We start from the raw sequence: 18,337 nt of genomic DNA on the forward strand, positions 1-18,337 counted from the left end.
TACAAAAGGCGTCTAACTAGGTTAGGCGCCTTTTTTTATGTGAATAATTTGAAATTCTTTATTTAGTGATTCTCATCAAACTTACCTGATTGAATTTTACGATCCAATTCAGCTTGAATATCATCTAAAACAGGTTGTACTGTAGAATCTGGAATATCTGAAACTCGGATATACATTAATCCGTCTATTGCATCATTAAAGTTTGGATCTACATTAAAAGCAATTACTTTCGCATTTTGTTTTACATATTTCTTAATTAAAACAGGTAAACGAAGCATGTTTGGTTCTAATTCGTCAATCAATTTATCAAACTTATTTAAATCCGCTTCAGTTTCGTCGAAAATGAATTGTTTATCTTCTTCAGCTAATTTTACTTTAAATTCTTTTTTAGGGCGAACAAACTGTGCCACTGTTGAATCATAGTAATTAGATTTCATAAACTCAATCATCAAAGATTTTGAAAAATCAGAGAATTGATCACTAATACTTACACCTCCTATTATAAATTTCTGATTCGGATTTCTTAGCGTTACATGTACAATTCCGCGCCACAACAAGAATAATGGCATTGGTTTTTGCTGATATTCTGAAGAAACAAAAGCACGACCCATTTCGATACATTCTTTAAATAATGGATGAATTTCAGGATCAAAATTAAATAATTCATTAATATAGAACCCTCTAACACCATATTTCTCGTAGACTTCAGCACCTAAAGCCATACGATATGCACCAACTATTTTGTTAGCTTCTTTATCCCAAAGAAATAAATGATGATAATGATTATCGTATTTATCTAAATCAATCTCAAGATTCGTTCCTTCTCCTACTTGTCTAAATGTGATTTCTCTTAAACGACCAATTTCTCGCATAACATTTGGAATATTTTCTGCCTTAGCAAAATAACATTCGTAATTATTATTTGTAAAAAGTAAAGAAGAAGCGTCTTGTTTCAGTCTGTTTAAATCATCCATCAAAAACTTTACATCTATCTCAGGAACAACATCTTTTACTTTTGTTTTTGAGGAAATTTTTGGTAAATGAAGTTGAGATGGATTTTTTAAAACATCTTTAAATGATTTCTTTTTATTGTAATAAGAAGAAAGCATATAGGTCTTCTTCCTAAGAAAAGCCTTGAATTCGTTTATATCCGTAAATTCAGCTTGTTGCTTTAACAAAATTGGCTTTCCTACACGAATCTGAACCGGCCGAGTTCTTTTCTTTACCATTTCTCCTGGCAACATTGCTGTTTGTAAATCAGGATGCATTTTAGCAATTTGGTAAAACATTTCACTATTCTTAGCTCTAAAGAACATAGGAATAATTGGAACTTTAGCTTTCTTTATTAATTTGATAGCAGATTCTTGCCACTCTCTATCTAAAACATTTCCGTGCTCATCGCGATATGAAACCTCACCTGCTGGAAAAATACCAATACATCCATTGTCTTGTAAAGTTCTTAAAACTTCGCGCATTCCATTGATACTTGAATAAACTTCTCTTCTAGATTCGAAAGGATTTACAGGAATTACCATTGGTTGTAATGGAACAATTTTATGCAATAAAAAATTACCCATTACTTTAAAATCTGGACGAATTTTACTCATCATATGCATTAAAATGATACCATCTAATGCTCCTAAAGGATGATTTGAGATTAAAATAAATGGTCCTGATTTTGGAATTCTTTTTAAATCTTCAACATGAATTTCGTAATCCACATTAAGATCATCTATTAAATAAGATAAAAATTCTTTGGTTTCTAAATGTTTCCCACGATTGTAAATTCTGTTTAATTTATCTAATCGTGTTGCTTTTTTTAAAAACCATGCCGCAGGCTTACCTACGATACCAAATCGAGATAAACCTGTAGCATTATAAATATCATTTGTAGTAACTAAACTCATTAATTTTTAACGACAATTTGTAACGTCTCACGAACTGTTTGACGTAATAATTCTTTATCCTTATTGATGACAGAGTCAGAATTTGCATCAAAGTGACGAATAGTATATAATAATACATTTTCATCAACTTGTACTTTAAATTCTTCTTCAACATCAAGAATAAATTGTTCTAAATTATTGTACTTATCCTCTAAACATAAAGATAACGAAATTGCAGAATTCTGCATTAAATTAACTTTGATTTGATATTGATACAATTTTGTAAATAATCCACTTAATTTATCTTCAGTAATAAAAGAGAAATCTTTTGAAGATAAACGCACAAGATGTTGTTCTTTCTTTAGAATGAAACAAGGAACTTGTGGATTTAAAGGTTGTCCTTTCTCTACCGCTGTTCCGGCCTCTAATGGATTAATAAAAGATTTTACAAAGAATGGAATTTCTTTTTGCTGTAATGGTTGTAATGTTTTTGGGTGAATTACTGACGCTCCATAATAAGCTAACTCTATCGCTTCCTCGTAAGAGATATGATTTAATAACTCTGTATCATTAAAATAACGTGGATCGGCATTTAAAACTCCTGGAACATCTTTCCATATTGTCATACTATCTGCATTAGTACAATAAGCAAAAATTGCTGCAGAATAATCAGACCCTTCACGACCTAAAGTTGTTGTAAAATAGTTAGGATCTGAACCTAAGAAACCTTGCGTAATGTAAAAACCAGTTTTTGGTAATTGAGCAATGTTACTTTCAGTTAATTTCCAATCTACTTTACCTTCACGGTAAGTACTATCGGTTTTAATGTAATCTCTTACATCTAACCATTCATTAGCTAAACCAATAGAATTTAAATACATAGAAATAATTTTTGTAGAGATTAACTCACCACAACAAACTACTTGATCGTAAACATAACTTCTATTTGGCGATTTATTTCTTCTTAAAAACGAAGTTAAATCATTGAAAAATTGACTAATTTCATTCGAAACATCTGTAGCATCTTCAAAAACTTCCTTAGCAATCTCTATGTGTTGTTTTTCAATTTCATTGATAGTCTCAGTATAATCATCCTGATCAAAATAACGTTTAACTACTTCTTCTAAAGCATTTGTAGATTTTCCCATTGCTGAAACAATCATACAAGTATTTTGATACCCCACAGTCTGTAGCAAATTAGCTACATTTCTTATCCCTTCAGCATCTTTTACTGATGCACCACCGAATTTGAAAACCTTCATTTTATTACATTTCTAATAATTAGCCTGCAAATATAAGCAATCGAGAGGTTTAAATCACTAAATTGATAAAATCTACCACTATTTTTTAACTTATTACTAAGTGAATATTTTTCAACAATTTCAATCGTTTGAAATTGATAATTAACTATAAAATTTACGATATTTGTAGAGCAAAACAAAACTATGGCACAAAATTCACATCAAACTCTTGGTGAGTTCATTATCGACAATCAAGAAGACTTTATCTACTCTACCGGTGAACTTTCTAGATTATTAAGTTCTATTAAATTAGCAACAAAAATCGTTAATTACAAAGTTAACAAAGCCGGATTAGTTAATATCCTTGGTGAATATGGTAACGAAAATGTTCAAGGCGAGAAACAACAAAAATTAGATGTATTCGCTAACGAAACTTTCATTGAAACTTTATCTCAACGTGAAGTAGTTTGTGGAATTGCTTCTGAAGAAAATGAAGATTTTATCGAAATTAAAAACAATAGAAATTTAGTAAATAGTAAATATGTTGTTTTAATTGACCCTTTAGATGGTTCATCAAATATTGATGTTAATGTATCTGTTGGTACAATTTTCTCTATCTACAGACGTGTTTCAGAACCTGGAACACCAGTTACTTTAGAAGACTTTTTACAACCAGGTAATAAACAAGTTGCTGCTGGTTATGTCGTTTACGGAACTTCGACAATGTTAGTTTACACAACAGGAAACGGAGTTAATGGATTTACACTAAACCCAGGTATCGGAACTTTTTATTTGTCACACCCTAACTTACGTATCCCTGAAGACGGAAAAATTTACTCTGTAAATGAAGGTAATTACGTTAAATTCCCGCAAGGAGTTAAAAACTTTATCAAGTACTGTCAAGCAGATGAAGGTGATCGTCCTTACACTTCTCGTTACATTGGCTCTTTATGTTCAGATTTTCACCGTAACATGTTAAAAGGTGGTATTTATATTTATCCTTCTGGAACAAATAACCCCCAAGGTAAATTACGTTTATTATATGAATGTAACCCAATGGCTTTATTAGCTGAACAAGCTGGAGGAAAAGCATCTGACGGACACCAAAGAATTTTAGATATTGAACCTACAGAATTACACCAACGTGTTCCTTTCTTCTGTGGATCTAAAAATTTAGTTGAAAAAGCTGAAGAATTTTTAGCCGATAATCCTGAATAATTTTCAAACCTCATCATAAAAAAAGCTTCTCGAAAAATCGAGAAGCTTTTTTTTATGATTTATAGATTTTAATTAAGGAATCTTGATTCCAGGATATTGACCTGGGAATACGTGTCTTAATGTAGAACCATATTTTGCATTAATTGCATCAGAGAACATATTTGCAACAATTGCATAACCTGTACCTGTTAAGTGAATCCCGTCTAGAGAGAATGCTCCTCCCGAAACAAATGTTGTTGTATATGTGTTACCATAGTATTTAATACCTTGTACTGATGATAATTTAGCCATCTGAGAGTATACATCTACAATTGCAATATTGTAATTTCTTGATAATTCAAAAATTGCAGCATTATATTTAGCAACCGCAGCTTCCGCTTTAGCAACTTCTTTTTCAGACAATACCCACTCATCTTCTAAAGGATAAGTAATACCTGCAAATGATAATTGACCAGCTTGCTCTTGAGATAATCCCATTTGCATTAAAGCTTGAACTCTAGAAGTATCAACTTTACCAATATAATTTGATGATTTTAATACTAATAAATCTTTAGCTGTCGCTTGACGAGCCTGACCATAAGTCATCCCAAATAAAGTTGCTTGTGCTGCACCTAAAGCTGGTGTTAAAGCTGCTGTAATTTGAGCTTGTAAGTTTGGTAAATCTTTATCCTTAATAACAACTGGACTAGCAGCCGATTGAGAGAAAGAGATTTTACGTTCCGGCACACCTAATGCATCAAACACTTGATTTAACCCTGCAAATGTTGCATTTAATGTAGGAATCATTGGGCCGAAAGATGGATTTACCGGTGAAAGTGGTGCGTGAGGAACAGTTGTAAAATATGGTACAGATGTCACTGAAGGGATATTAGCTATAACACCTTTAGCTCCATTTGCTGTTAAAGCTTGTAAAGCTCCATTAATTGCTCCTTTTACTACATTAACATCCGAAATATCATTAGATCCGTAAGTAGATGGATTAGTATTCCCTACTTGATCAACACCAACTCCTCCAGATACAGCATATCCTAAAACATCGTTATTTCCTATCCATAAAGAAAAGAAAGTAGGATTCTGAGCAACTGCATCAGCAACTACTGATGTTGAAGCAGAAGAAGCAAAACGAGCAAAGTAAGGATTAGCTAAACCTTGTGCTACCCCAGCTGGATTTCCATATCCTGGAGCAACTAAATGGTACGATTTAGCACCTGGAACACCCATGTTTTGGTATGGACCTGCAGCAGAAATATTATCTAACGAAGTTAATGCTATTGTATCCTTTGGAGTTAAACTCATAGTTTCTCGATCAAGTCTAAGAGTAAGTTTACCTCTAATTCCTAAGTTTAAAAATCCACCAATTTCATCTTGCATGAATGGAGTTTTAAATTCTCCACCTCCAGCTGGTTTCATTAAACCTGCTAAAATATTTGGGTAAGAATTTGTTTGTCCTGAAATAAATAATGCATTATCTGTGTAACCAGATGTTAACGAGTTACCTAATGCAACATATTTAGAAAAGTCAGCTGATCCTGATGTTACAACAAAATCCTCAACAGGATTTTCAAAATCATCATCACAACTAAATAAAGTTATAGCTAAAGCCGCTAATAATATTTTGTTTAATATTTTCATAATCCTGTAGTTTATTTGATGTTATACGCTAATCCTAATCCGAAGTTAAAAGCTTTTAATTTTACATCACCTCTAAAATCTTGATCTACATTATGAATATAACGCTCTTGACCATTTACAAATGCTCCATATAAATCTAACATAAATCCGTTTTTGAAACTAAACCCTAAACCTGCAGTAAATGCATTATTGTCAGTACTTGGAGTTTCAGAAGACCAATATTGGCTTGGAACTGGTGATTCGTCATGGTAATATCCAATACGCCCTTGAATCATATCATTGAATGTATACTCAGCTCCGATACGGAAAATTGTATTGTCTTTCCAATTTTTAACTGATACTGATTCTTGTTGATATCCTGTTTCTGGATTTTGTAAAATGATCGATAAATCTTTATAGCGTGTCCAGTTTTGCCAAGAAACCTCACCGAATAACTCTAATTTTGGAGTAACTTTATAAGAAGTTCCTACTACAAATTCTGAAGGTAATGGCAATACAGTACTCCATTGTGAAGTTTGGAAAGTTGGATTTGTTGATAAACCTGATGGAACATTATTCCAAGTAACTGTACCGTAATTTGCTTTTGCATCTACATTAGAGCGGTATGCTAATGCTACATTCCACTTTTCAGTTGGTCTAAACATTGTACCAATGTTAAATCCTAAACCGTGCGCATCATCATCTTCTAACTCTAATCCAATATCATTACCAGCTACAGTTTGAACTTTTTTCATTGTAGCAGATCCATGTGTATAAATAAATCCTGCTCCAACACTAAACCATTCTGTAAATTTATACGCTACTGTTGGTTGTACATTAAAAGCTTGTAATTCAATCTCTGTGATATTAGAACGGTTTTCCCAATCGTTAGGCCATGTTAAAGAACTTCCAAATGGAGTTGTAACACTTAATCCAACCGCTAAATCATCTGTAGGCTTATAACTAACTGCTAAATAAATAGGAGTAGATAATCCGTTATCTGTAACCGCTTTGTTTAATGTTTGAGGATCTTGCCATTTTGCTTCAGATTTTACTCCAAAAACACCAGCTGCTATACTTAATTTTGCATCTACAAACGCTAATCCTGCAGGGTTATAAAACGCCACACTTGCATCTCTTGCCAAAGTAGTAGAGTTTCCTCCTAATGCTGCTTGTCGCACACCTTGTAAAGCTACACGATATCCACCAGCAAATGCTGAAGAAGATAATGCAGCCAAGGCTAATGTTAAGAAAATTTTCTTCATATTCTTTTTTTGATAGTTTTTTTGTTAATTGTTTATTAACAAAAATATAATTTTTTATTTATAATGTTATGTTTACATAGTAAAATTTACTATGTATTTTTAAATAAGCAGTTTAATATTAATTCATTAAAGCGTAAAAACTACACTATTTAATAAATTTCTTTTAATTTATTTGAAATAATATAAGCTTCAGACCAACATGCTTGAAAGTTAAAACCTCCAGTAATAGCATCTATATTTAACACTTCTCCAGCAAAAAATAAATTTGAGACAAGTTTAGATTCCATCGTTTGGAAATTAACTTCTTTTAAGTCAACTCCACCTGCGGTAACGAATTCATCTTTAAATGTACTTTTACCATTTATAGAATACTCAGCTGCCGTTAACTCTTTAGCTATTTGTTCAATCTGTTTTTTTGATAAATCTGCGAAAACCAAATTTTCATTGATTTTGCAATATTGAAGTATACTTACCCAAAATCGTTTTGGGAAGTCGAATGGATTATATTTATAGATCGATTTTTTCGCATCTTGATTCTTTTTTGAATTCAATAGCTCTATCACATCTTCTTTTGATTGTTGAATAAAATTGATCTCTGCGTCAAATTTATATCCTCTTTCATTTAAAGCTAATGCTCCCCAAGCTGATAATCGTAAAATTCCAGGCCCACTAAATCCCCAGTGCGTAATTAATAAAGGGCCTTCAGATTCTAATTTTTCTGATTTAATTTTCACATCAACTTGATCAAATGAAATTCCCATCAAACCTTCGATTCGTGGATCTTTACAATTAAATGTAAATAATGACGGAACAGGTGAGATAATTTTATGACCAAGATTTTTAATTATTTTCCAAAATTTAGGCGTACTCCCAGTTGTTACAACAACATTTTCAAAACGATGAATACCTGAAGCTGTTTCTATTTCGAAACCATCCTCAACTTTATTAATTGATTTTACTCCGTCAGAAAAATTAACTCGAACTTTATTTTTCTCAACTTCCTTCAATAAACATTCGATAATAGACATCGAACTATTAGAAACTGGAAAAATACGGTTATCATCTTCTATTTTCAATTCTACTCCACGATCGTCATACCACGCCATCGTATCTCCTGGTTGAAATTGATAAAATACACTTAATAACTCTTTTTTTCCTCTAGGATAAAATTCTACTAAATCTAAAGGATCAAAACATGCATGTGTTACATTACATCTTCCTCCTCCAGAAATACGAACTTTCTGCAAAGGCATTTGGGCTTGTTCAAAGATTACAGTATCTTTCCCAAGCTCTTTTCCTAAGTTAGCCGCTAGAAAATATCCTGCTGCACCACCTCCTATTATCGCTATTTTTCCCACGCAACAAAGTTAAACGAATATTTTAAATCAAATTTTAACACAATTTTATAGTTAGGCACAATAATTGTCGCAGGGATTTCACGTTATACTATAACTATGAAAAAATTATTATTTACAGCCGTACTTACTTTACTTTCTTTCAACTTTGCTAACGCACAGGCATATACAGGAAGTGGAGATCAAAAAGTATCATTAGGACTTGTTCCATGGGGATATGGAACTGGATTATCAGCAATTTATGATTATGGAATTTCAGACATCATCTCTGTAGGTGGTGGTGGTGAATTCTATTTTGGTGGAAAAGAGGACCATGATGATTTTTACATTTTTGGTCGTGCAAATTTTCACTTAGGAGAGATGTTAAACATGCCATCAAACATGGATTTATACCCAGGTTTAGATATCGGATTTAATAGTGGTATTGGATTAGGTGCTCACTTAGGTTTCAGATACTTATTCAGTGATAATATCGGTGCTTATATAGAAGCAGGATCAAGAGGATCTTTAGGTGTTTTCATTAATCTATAATAGAAACAATATTCAATAAAAAAGGAGACAAAAAATTTGTCTCCTTTTTTATTGAATATATTTTTTACTTCTCATGAAAAACAAACAATGGAACTTTATTCTTTGAAGCTATTTTCTTTGTAAATCCTGGTGAAAATAATTTATCAAAGAACCCTTTGTTTCTGCTTACCACTGTTAATACATCAATATCTTTTTCTTCGATAAATTTCAACACTTGTTCAGCTGGTTCAGAATTTGTTTCAACAACAAAACTAACTGGTTCATCTTTAAACTCTTCTTTCCAATCAGCTAATGCTTTTTCATTGTATTTACCATCTTTTGTAACATGTAAACATTGAATTTGAGCATTATGCCTCATCGCAACTTCACACAAATAATACAATGCATCTTTATCCTTTTCTTCAAAAATAGTGGTAAAACCTAAGGTTTTAATTCCTTTAAATTGGATATGATTTGGTATGCTTAAAATCGGAACCTTTAAAGAAGTAATTGCATTGATGGTATTAGATCCGAAAATCAACTTCTCTAAACCTGTATTACCTGTTGTCCCCATTACCACGAAATCTATATTTTCTTCCGTAATCGTTTCGCGCATTATATATAAGAAATTCCCTTCTTCTAAGATAAATTTCATGTTAATATGCCCTAAACCATTATCCTCTGCAATTTTACGTAATTGTGGAATGTTATCTTTAAAATTATCAAACTGACCTAATTTTACAGAATCATATACACTCTGAATTAATCCGGCACTTAATCCACCATTAATCACTGGTAATTCGTAAACGTGCAACACATATACGATTGCATCTTGACTTTCAGCCAAACTTAAAGCATATAATAAAGCATTGTTTGCTGTTTCTGAAAAATCTGTTGGAAATAATATCTTTCTCATAACATAGTCATTTTGTATTGTATTAAATTTACGTAAATATTGTAGAACTTCATCAAGGTTCAAAATTTATTTTCCTTTAATACATTATTTTTAATGACAAAAAACTATCAAAAATGATTCGTTTGAAAACCTTAACTTTGCACTAAATATTTATAATAAATTTTTTGAAGGAAAAAAGTTATTTTTTTAGACACATATTTCATAATACACTAAAATATAACCACTTCATTATTTAATACATAATAAAGAATGTTAGAAGATAAAAAAGTTTCAAAAACAAGTTTAAGCGAAATCGGAGAGTTTGGTTTAATTGAACAAATTAAAGAAGGATTCCCAATTCGTTTAGAAACTTCTATAAAAGGTATCGGTGACGATGCCGCTGTATTAGATTACGGTAACGAAAAAACTGTTGTTTCTACAGATATGCTAGTAGAAGGTGTAAATTTCAGCTGGTCTTACATGCCTTTACGCCACTTAGGTTACAAAGCTGTTGTAACTGCGATTAGCGATATTTTAGCAATGAATGCAATCCCGAAACAAATCTTAGTTTCTTTAGCTTTATCTAATCGTTTCACTTTAGAAGCTGTTGATGAGATTTACAATGGTATGAAATACGCGTGTGATAAATACGAAATTGATATCGTTGGTGGAGATACCACTTCTTCTGTAAATGGATTAGTAATAAACATGACCGCTTTAGGATCTGCTAAAGCAGAGAAAATTTCGTATCGTAAAGGTGATGTTAAAGAAAATGATTTATTAGTATTATCTGGAGATTTAGGAGCAGCTTTCTTAGGTTTACAAGTTTTAGAACGTGAAGCTCAAGTTACTAAAGTAAATCCTGATAATCAACCAGATTTAGAACAATATTCTTACTTAGTAGAACGTCAGTTAAAACCAGAAGCACGTTTAGATATCGTTAAGTTATTAGCTGAAATGGAAATTGTTCCAACTGCAATGATTGATGTTTCTGATGGATTATCTTCAGAAGTTATTCACTTATCTAAAGAAAATAATATCGGATTTAATATATATGAAGAAAAAATACCTTTAGATCCAGCTGTAATTCGTACTGCTGAAGAATTTCAGATCAATCCTATTACTTGTGCTTTAAGTGGTGGTGAAGATTTTGAATTATTATTCACTATCAAACAAGAAGATTTCGAAAAGATAAAAGCAAATCCTTACTTAACTGTAATTGGACACGCTACTGCAACTGGAGCTGAGAATTATTTAATTACAAAAGGAAGCGAACAAATGATTCCTTTAACAGCCCAAGGTTGGGGAACTGGAGAAGAAGAATCTGAAGATTAATTCGATAATGTGCAAATTAGTTAATTAGCCAATTTTCAAATTAACGAATTAAGATCACCTATATAAAGCATTTAATTTTAATTGGATGCTTTTTTATTTCAAGTAAAATAGAAGGTACAAAAAAAGCTCATCTACATGTAGATGAGCTTTTAATATTGTTAGTCTTACACCAATTGATATTAGCTAATAATTAAGCTAATGGTTCAACTGAAACGTAAGATCTGTTGTTACGTTTTTTAGTGAAAACAACTTTACCGTCTACTAAAGCGAATAATGTGTGATCTTTACCGATTCCTACATTATCACCTGGATGGTGTTGAGTACCTCTTTGACGAACAATAATGTTACCAGCGATAGCTGCTTGTCCACCAAAAATTTTAACTCCTAAACGTTTCGATTCTGATTCACGACCATTCTTCGAACTTCCGACCCCTTTCTTATGTGCCATTTCGTTTTACTTTTAAAGTTAATAATTAAATTAAAAAGTTACTCAATCTTATCCGATTGAAACAACTTCAATTTTAGTGAATTGTTGACGGTGCCCGTTTGATTTTTGGTATCCTTTTCTTCTTTTCTTTTTGAAAACGATTACTTTGTCACCTTTAACGTGCTCAACGATTTTAGCTACTACTGTAACTCCATCTATAACTGGGGCGCCGATTGTGATTGTTCCATTGTCAGTTAATAAAACACGGTCGAATTTTACTTCGTCACCTGCTTCACCAGCTAAACGGTTAACAAACAATTGTTGGTCTTGTTCAATTTTGTATTGAAGCCCTGCTATTTCTACAATTGCGTACATAAATTAAAATTTATTTGATATAAAATTGAGTGCAAAGATATAATCTTTTTTTCAATATCCAACCCGAACTTATTGATTTTTATGCTAAAAGATTGTGAATTATGATATTTATTGTATTTAGATTAAATAAAAATTAAATAACTTTGTCAAATCAGTGTTTTTAACGAAAAAGAAATAATGAGTAAAACATTAAAAGACTTAAAGGTAGGAGATTTAGCAACCATCAGCGGATTCACTTCTGAAGATGTTCCTGCTAAGTTATATGAAATGGGGTTTACCCCAGGAACTGAGTTACAAGTTAAGAATAAAGCTCCATTTGGAGGTCCAATTTGTATCAGTATAATGAGTAATAAGTCGCTTTTAGCTATTCGTAAAGCTGAAGCAAGTCAAATTTTGATTGAAAAGAAATAATGAGTTCAACTATCATTACACTTGTCGGGAATCCGAATGTAGGAAAAACATCTCTATTTAATAAATTAACCGGTCTTCGTCAAAAAGTTGGTAACTACGCTGGTGTTACTGTCGAGAAAAGAGAAGGTAACGTAGAAAAAAATGGTAAAAAATATCACATTATCGATTTACCAGGAACATATTCTATTTTCCCTAATTCGTTAGACGAAGAAATTGTTTTCCAAACACTTGGGAATAAACAAAATAAAGAATACCCAAACTTAGCAGTTGTTGTTGCTGAACCAAGTAACCTAAAACGTTCTATTTTACTTTACTTTCAAGTTAAAGATTTAGGCGTTCCTGCAATTTTTGTTATTAACATGAAAGACGAAATTGAAGCTAAAGGTCTTTCTATCGATATCAAAAAATTAGAACAATTATTAGAAACTAAGGTCATCTTAACTAACGCTCGTAATGGTGAAGGTTTAGATGAATTAATTTCAAACTTCGAATATCAACCAGTTCAAAATCATACAAAATTTAACGCTGGTTCTTTGTATGAAGGTGCCGTTGCTGATGTAAAAGCAGCATTTAACCTTTCTTCAGATTATTTAGCTTGGTTATATTTAGGTCAAAAGAATATTAATTTCTTAACAGCCGAACAAAGCGAAAATTTAAATACACTTAAAAAGAAACATAAAACTGTTGAAAGACGTGTTCAGGTTAAAGAAACTGTAGATCGTAATAAACATTTAGATCAAATATTAAGTGAAGTTGTTCAATACAATCATAAACAAGAAAGAACCTTTACTGAAAAATTAGATAGCATTTTAATGCATCCAATTTTAGGATACGTTATTTTCTTAGCGATTTTACTTTTAATGTTCCAAGCTGTTTACACTTGGTCAGGACCATTAATGGATTGGATTGACGGATTATTTGGAAGCTTACAAGAATTTACAACAAGTACTATTCCTGCCGGTCCACTTGCAGATATCATCACAGAAGCAATCATTCCTGGTATTGGAGGTATCGTAATTTTCGTACCACAAATTGCAATTTTATTCCTTTTCATTTCTTTAATGGAAGAAACGGGATACATGAGTCGTGTGGTTTATTTAATGGACAGATGGTTAAAACCATTCGGATTAAGTGGAAAATCAGTAGTTCCATTAATCTCAGGTGTAGCTTGTGCCGTACCAGCTGTTATGTCAGCTCGTAATATCGAAAATGCAAAAGAACGTATGTTAACTATTTTAGTTACTCCGTTTATGACATGTGCTGCGCGTTTACCAATTTACATCGTTATTATTGCTTTAGTTATACCAGACGAAGAATGGTACGGATTAAACTTACAAGGTTTAGCCTTATTCTTAATGTATGTATTAGGAGTTGCAGGAGCTTTATTAAGTGCAGTAATCCTTAACATCGTTATTAAAGCAAAGCACAAAAGTTTATTAATTTTAGAATTACCAACATATAAATTACCTGATTGGAAAAACGTTGCGATTAACGTTTGGGAAAAAACATTAGGATTCTTAGTTGGTGCCGGAAAAATCATCTTCTCAATTTCTATTATTTTATGGGTTTTAGGTTCTTTCGGACCTGGAGAACAATTTAATAATGCAGAAGAAATTGTAACTGCTCACAATCCAAGGATGTCTGACGAAGATTTACAAAACGAAATTGCTTCATATAAATTAGAACATTCATATTTAGGAACAATTGGTTCTGTTATCGAACCCGTATTTACACCATTAGGATATGATTGGAAGATGGGAATCGGATTAATTTCTTCTTTTGCAGCACGTGAAGTTTTTGTAGGAACAATGTCTACAGTTTACAGCTTAGGAGAAGTTGATATCGAAGAAGACGAACAAAAAGGAAAGTTATTAGATCGTATGCGTGCAGAAATTAACCGTAACACTGGTGTTGCTGCTTACACATTTGCATCTGGTATTTCATTATTATTGTTCTACGCATTTGCAATGCAATGTATGAGTACAATTGCCATCGTAAAACGTGAAACGGATTCTTGGAAATGGACTTTAATCCAAACAGGTTTTATGACTGGTTTAGCTTACGCAGTTGCATTTATAGCTTATCAAATATTAAAATAATACAAAATGGATAATATCTATATTCAATATGCTTTTATAGCTTTCTTAGTAGGATTTGCTGTTTGGTATATTTTCGGAATGATTAAAAATACATTCAAGAAAAAAGACGACGGAAGCTGCGGATCAAGCTGTGGATGCTCTTCCAACTCTATAAAGAATAAGATAAAATAATAGAAAGCTAAAGGTTTTAACATCTTTAGCTTTTATTTTTTATAAATAATCCCTATTTTTAATTTCTGATATTTCACAGTCTAATTCATTCATTATCATTGTTATGGATTTTACAAATACTTGAAAATTAAAATTTTATTACAATTACTTATGGAAAACTCTATACTTATTATTGCCATCATAATTCTTGTTCTTGTTTTAGCGATAAGCGTCTACTTTCTAACTATCAAAAAGAAAGACAATGAGATAAGTAATCACACACAACCTTTTATCGAGGACAAGCAAACAACTATTATTCCTGAGAAAGATACTGAAACTTCTACAAAAGAAGATTTAGAAATCATTATTGATAAAAAAGTTGAGAAAATTCAACTTGAAGAAATTAAGGAAATCATCAAACCAACTGAACTTCCTAAAAAAGAACCTAAGAAAGCAAAGAAAACCAACGAAGAAATTCCTACTGATACAGAAGAAGTTCAGCCTAAATTAACTATCAATATTTCATCTAAAACAGAAAAGGTTTTATTAAAAAAATTAGAAGCTTTTGAGAAATCAAAAGACTTTTTAAAGAAAGATGTTAATCTAAATAATTTAGCAAATAAATTTGATACAAATACCAAATATTTAAGCGAGATTATCAAGAGCTATAAAAATAAAAACTTCAATCAGTATTTAAACGAGTTAAGAATTCATCATTTAATCGAGCAATTAAATACGAACGATAAAGTATTAAACACCAAAGTAAGTTATTTAGCAAGCGATTTTGGTTTTAATTCGCACAGTTCATTCTCAACGCTTTTCACACAATATGTTGGCCAATCGCCTTCCGAATATATAAAAGCTTTGAAAAAATCAAAAAAAGAAAAAATAACAGAATAATTATAAAAGCTACTTTCGATTTCGGAAGTAGTTTTTTCTTTATATTTAGATATTCGAATACCACAAAATGGCAAAACAAATAAACACCAAACAACTTATTCAAGATATAAAAGACGGAAACCGATTCGCTTTAAGTCGTGCTATTACTTTAGCTGAAAGTACAAGATTAGAACATCTTGAAGCTGCACAAGAAATCATAAAAGCATTCCCGCCGTCTACAAACTCTAAACGTATTGCAATTACTGGAATCCCAGGAGTCGGTAAAAGTACATTTATCGAATCACTAGGTACCTACTTAACCAATCAAGGTTTGAAGGTTGCAATTCTTGCCATCGATCCAAGTAGCAGCTTATCTAAAGGAAGTATTTTGGGTGATAAAACAAGAATGGAAGAATTAGCCAAAAACGAATTAGCATATATCCGACCAAGTGCATCTAACGGAAGTTTAGGCGGAATAACTTCTCGTACTTATGAGGCTATGTTATTGTGCGAAGCTGCAGGTTATGATCACGTTTTAATTGAAACTGTAGGTGTTGGTCAATCTGAAACTTTGGTTAACCAAATTTCAGATTTATTTCTATTTCTACAGTTACCTGGATCTGGCGATGATTTACAAGGTATAAAACGTGGTATTATGGAAATGGCTGATATTATATTTGTTAATAAGGTAGATTCGTTTCAGGAAAAATTAGTGAAAGATGCTAAAGTTGATTTAGCTCGTTCTTTACAATTTTTACCTACAAAAGATTCTAATTGGAAACGTAAAACAATTCTTGGCTCTGGATTAAAAGAAAAAGGTATTACAGAGCTTTGGGAAAACGTTCTCGCTTATTTCGATCAAATACATACAAATGATTATTATCTTCAAAATAGACGTAAACAACAGCTTCTACAAGCCGAAACTTATGTTTTGGAAATGATAGAACGACAAACAAAAGAAGAATTAAAGCAAAAACCGTTTAATGATTCGATTCCAAATGCATTTCAGATGGCAAAAGAATGGTTAGAAAATAAATAAAAGACAAACAAAAAAGGCTATCATTACTGATAGCCTTTTGCTTTATGATTGCTCCTCCTCTTGGGCTCGAACCAAGGACCCTCTGATTAACAGTCAGATGCTCTAACCAACTGAGCTAAGGAGGAAAATCCAAAATTATTTTAAAGTCTTGGTTTGACTTGGTTTGTTTCACTAAAAAAGCTCCTCCTCTTGGGCTCGAACCAAGGACCCTCTGATTAACAGTCAGATGCTCTAACCAACTGAGCTAAGGAGGAATGTTGCTTAATTGTGGGTGCAAATATAAAAGGATTTTTTACACCCACAAAAAATATTTTAAAAAATTTATCCGAAAATTAAATTTATTATGTCGTTTCCGAAGATAAATACCATTAAACCAAGGATTATGAAGATTCCGACCATCTGTGCTTTTTCTAAAACTTTTTCACTCGGAGCCTTTCCAGTTACCATTTCATAGATAGCAAAAACAGCATGTCCACCATCTAAACCTGGAATTGGTAGTAAATTAATGAATGCTAACCAAGCAGAAATCATAGCTGTGAAAGACCAAAAGAATAACCAGTTCCATTCTGTTGGCATTTGTTTTACCATACCAATAGGTCCTGCAACTTGTTTACGACCATCTTTTACTTGGAATAAAGTTCCAATACCACGTACTTGTGTAACAATAGCGTCAAATGGTTTTACGATTCCTTGTGCGATACCTTCACCAATTGAATATTCTTTACGACCTTCTAATGAATCGATGTAAGCAGATTTATTTCCAATCCCGATTTTACCATCTTTACCTATAGCTACCATTAATTCAACTGGCTGACCATTTCTTTCAACACTAAAAGGAACAATTTTTCCTTTGTATTCCTCTACTTTCTTAGAAAAATCGTTGAAGTATGGGGTTGTAAATCCATCAATTGCGATAATTTTATCATCTTTTAATATTCCTGCTTTATGAGCTGGCGTATCTAATAAAACTGTATCAACTTCAAAAGTAAATTGAGGAGCAAAGAAACCTTGTTTATAGTTTAAGATTTGAGTTCTAAAATCTTCTGTAATAGGTAAAGAAACCTCTTTTCCTGCACGTGTTATTTGTAAAGTTTCTCCACCTAATAAAGCTTCTTTATTAATTTGCTCTAACGAATTATATTTAATCCCGTTAACACCTACAGGAATATCTCCATTATGTAAACCTAAAGCTAATTGAGTCGAATCTACAGCTAAACCGTATTTCATTCCATCTACTTTAGTATAACGTTCTCCATTAGCAATTAACAAAGCAGAGTAAATAATCATTGCTAAAACGATATTAACGATAATACCACCTAACATAATAATTAATCGTTGCCAAGCTGGTTTTGTTCTAAATTCCCATGGTTGTGGTTCACTCTTCATTTGTTCAGTATCCATGCTTTCGTCAATCATACCTGATAACTTTACATATCCACCTAAAGGTAACCAACCGATACCGTATACAGTATCACCAATTTTCTTTTTCCAGATTGCAAATTTTACATCAAAGAAAACGAAGAAACGTTCTACACGAACTCCAAAATATCTTGCTGTTACGAAATGTCCTAATTCGTGTAACATTACTAACAACATTAAACTGAGCATTAACTGCCCGATTTGTACTAACATATTATTTTA

At 32.0% G+C, this 18,337-nt stretch carries 17 protein-coding genes and 2 tRNA genes; 8 read left to right on the top strand and 11 right to left on the bottom strand.

The window, feature by feature from the left end:
- Positions 1 to 62 precede the first annotated feature (62 nt).
- On the bottom strand, positions 63 to 1,907 hold the full coding sequence (locus tag EAH69_RS06685) for a lysophospholipid acyltransferase family protein (protein WP_121934417.1): 1,845 nt from the start codon (positions 1,905 to 1,907) through the stop codon (positions 63 to 65).
- Positions 1,907 to 3,148 carry an aspartate kinase gene (locus EAH69_RS06690; protein WP_121934418.1) on the bottom strand — a complete coding sequence of 414 codons (1,242 nt, stop codon included), beginning with the start codon at positions 3,146 to 3,148 and terminating at the stop codon, positions 1,907 to 1,909. Before EAH69_RS06690 ends, EAH69_RS06685 begins: the two co-directional genes overlap by 1 nt.
- 183 nt (positions 3,149 to 3,331) lie before the next feature.
- Here EAH69_RS06690 and fbp point away from each other — a divergent pair, with 183 nt between their 5' ends.
- Positions 3,332 to 4,345 carry a class 1 fructose-bisphosphatase gene (gene fbp / locus EAH69_RS06695; protein ID WP_121934419.1) on the top strand — a complete coding sequence of 338 codons (1,014 nt, stop codon included), beginning with the start codon at positions 3,332 to 3,334 and terminating at the stop codon, positions 4,343 to 4,345.
- Between the two features lie 72 nt (positions 4,346 to 4,417).
- Here fbp and EAH69_RS06700 read toward each other — a convergent pair whose 3' ends face one another.
- The 3 genes from EAH69_RS06700 to EAH69_RS06710 all read right to left on the bottom strand — a co-directional run bounded on the left by EAH69_RS06700 (position 4,418) and on the right by EAH69_RS06710 (position 8,579).
- Entirely contained in the window at positions 4,418 to 5,977 is a 1,560-nt protein-coding gene (locus EAH69_RS06700) for an SGNH/GDSL hydrolase family protein (protein WP_121934420.1), read from the bottom strand.
- A gap of 11 nt (positions 5,978 to 5,988) precedes the next feature.
- Complete coding sequence (locus tag EAH69_RS06705; protein WP_121934421.1) at positions 5,989 to 7,221, bottom strand: OmpP1/FadL family transporter; 1,233 nt, start codon at positions 7,219 to 7,221, stop codon at positions 5,989 to 5,991.
- 149 nt (positions 7,222 to 7,370) lie between these two features.
- Complete coding sequence (locus tag EAH69_RS06710) at positions 7,371 to 8,579, bottom strand: BaiN/RdsA family NAD(P)/FAD-dependent oxidoreductase (protein WP_121934422.1); 1,209 nt, start codon at positions 8,577 to 8,579, stop codon at positions 7,371 to 7,373.
- 96 nt (positions 8,580 to 8,675) lie between these two features.
- Between EAH69_RS06710 and EAH69_RS06715 the strand changes: the two genes are divergently transcribed.
- Complete coding sequence (locus tag EAH69_RS06715) at positions 8,676 to 9,107, top strand: DUF6646 family protein (RefSeq protein ID WP_121934423.1); 432 nt, start codon at positions 8,676 to 8,678, stop codon at positions 9,105 to 9,107.
- A 64-nt stretch (positions 9,108 to 9,171) separates the two neighbouring features.
- On the opposite strand, the gene EAH69_RS06720 is transcribed toward EAH69_RS06715, so the two are convergent.
- Entirely contained in the window at positions 9,172 to 10,002 is an 831-nt protein-coding gene (locus tag EAH69_RS06720) for a universal stress protein (protein ID WP_121934424.1), read from the bottom strand.
- 249 nt (positions 10,003 to 10,251) lie between these two features.
- On the opposite strand from EAH69_RS06720, the gene thiL reads away from it, so the two are divergent.
- Entirely contained in the window at positions 10,252 to 11,316 is a 1,065-nt protein-coding gene (gene thiL, locus EAH69_RS06725; protein WP_121934425.1) for a thiamine-phosphate kinase, read from the top strand.
- A gap of 190 nt (positions 11,317 to 11,506) precedes the next feature.
- On the opposite strand, the gene rpmA is transcribed toward thiL, so the two are convergent.
- Together rpmA and rplU are read right to left on the bottom strand one after the other, a co-directional pair.
- Positions 11,507 to 11,764, bottom strand: a complete 258-nt coding sequence (gene rpmA / locus EAH69_RS06730) for a 50S ribosomal protein L27 (RefSeq protein WP_121934426.1) — start codon at positions 11,762 to 11,764, stop codon at positions 11,507 to 11,509.
- Positions 11,765 to 11,812: 48 nt separating this feature from the next.
- Positions 11,813 to 12,118 (bottom strand): 50S ribosomal protein L21, encoded by a 306-nt coding sequence (gene rplU, locus EAH69_RS06735; RefSeq protein ID WP_121934427.1) that lies wholly within the window; start codon positions 12,116 to 12,118, stop codon positions 11,813 to 11,815.
- A 177-nt stretch (positions 12,119 to 12,295) separates the two neighbouring features.
- Between rplU and EAH69_RS06740 the strand changes: the two genes are divergently transcribed.
- The 5 genes from EAH69_RS06740 (at position 12,296) to meaB (ending at position 16,696) form a co-directional block, all read left to right on the top strand.
- On the top strand, positions 12,296 to 12,529 hold the full coding sequence (locus EAH69_RS06740; RefSeq protein WP_121934428.1) for a FeoA family protein: 234 nt from the start codon (positions 12,296 to 12,298) through the stop codon (positions 12,527 to 12,529).
- Positions 12,529 to 14,628, top strand: a complete 2,100-nt coding sequence (gene feoB, locus EAH69_RS06745) for a ferrous iron transport protein B (RefSeq protein WP_121934429.1) — start codon at positions 12,529 to 12,531, stop codon at positions 14,626 to 14,628. Before EAH69_RS06740 ends, feoB begins: the two co-directional genes overlap by 1 nt.
- A gap of 6 nt (positions 14,629 to 14,634) precedes the next feature.
- Complete coding sequence (locus tag EAH69_RS06750) at positions 14,635 to 14,799, top strand: FeoB-associated Cys-rich membrane protein (protein WP_121934430.1); 165 nt, start codon at positions 14,635 to 14,637, stop codon at positions 14,797 to 14,799.
- Between the two features lie 150 nt (positions 14,800 to 14,949).
- Positions 14,950 to 15,678, top strand: coding sequence for a helix-turn-helix domain-containing protein (locus EAH69_RS06755; protein WP_147439104.1), 729 nt, complete (start codon positions 14,950 to 14,952; stop codon positions 15,676 to 15,678).
- Positions 15,679 to 15,745: 67 nt separating this feature from the next.
- Positions 15,746 to 16,696, top strand: a complete 951-nt coding sequence (gene meaB / locus EAH69_RS06760) for a methylmalonyl Co-A mutase-associated GTPase MeaB (RefSeq protein ID WP_121934432.1) — start codon at positions 15,746 to 15,748, stop codon at positions 16,694 to 16,696.
- A 51-nt stretch (positions 16,697 to 16,747) separates the two neighbouring features.
- Here meaB and EAH69_RS06765 read toward each other — a convergent pair.
- The 3 genes from EAH69_RS06765 to rseP all read right to left on the bottom strand — a co-directional run bounded on the left by EAH69_RS06765 (position 16,748) and on the right by rseP (position 18,328).
- A tRNA-Asn gene (locus EAH69_RS06765) sits at positions 16,748 to 16,821 on the bottom strand.
- Between the two features lie 55 nt (positions 16,822 to 16,876).
- Positions 16,877 to 16,950: transfer RNA gene (locus tag EAH69_RS06770), tRNA-Asn, on the bottom strand.
- A gap of 67 nt (positions 16,951 to 17,017) precedes the next feature.
- Entirely contained in the window at positions 17,018 to 18,328 is a 1,311-nt protein-coding gene (rseP, locus tag EAH69_RS06775; protein ID WP_121934433.1) for an RIP metalloprotease RseP, read from the bottom strand.
- Between the last annotated feature and the right edge of the window lie 9 nt (positions 18,329 to 18,337).

Source organism: Faecalibacter macacae, assembly GCF_003687725.1.
GTDB lineage: Bacteria > Bacteroidota > Bacteroidia > Flavobacteriales > Weeksellaceae > Empedobacter > Empedobacter macacae.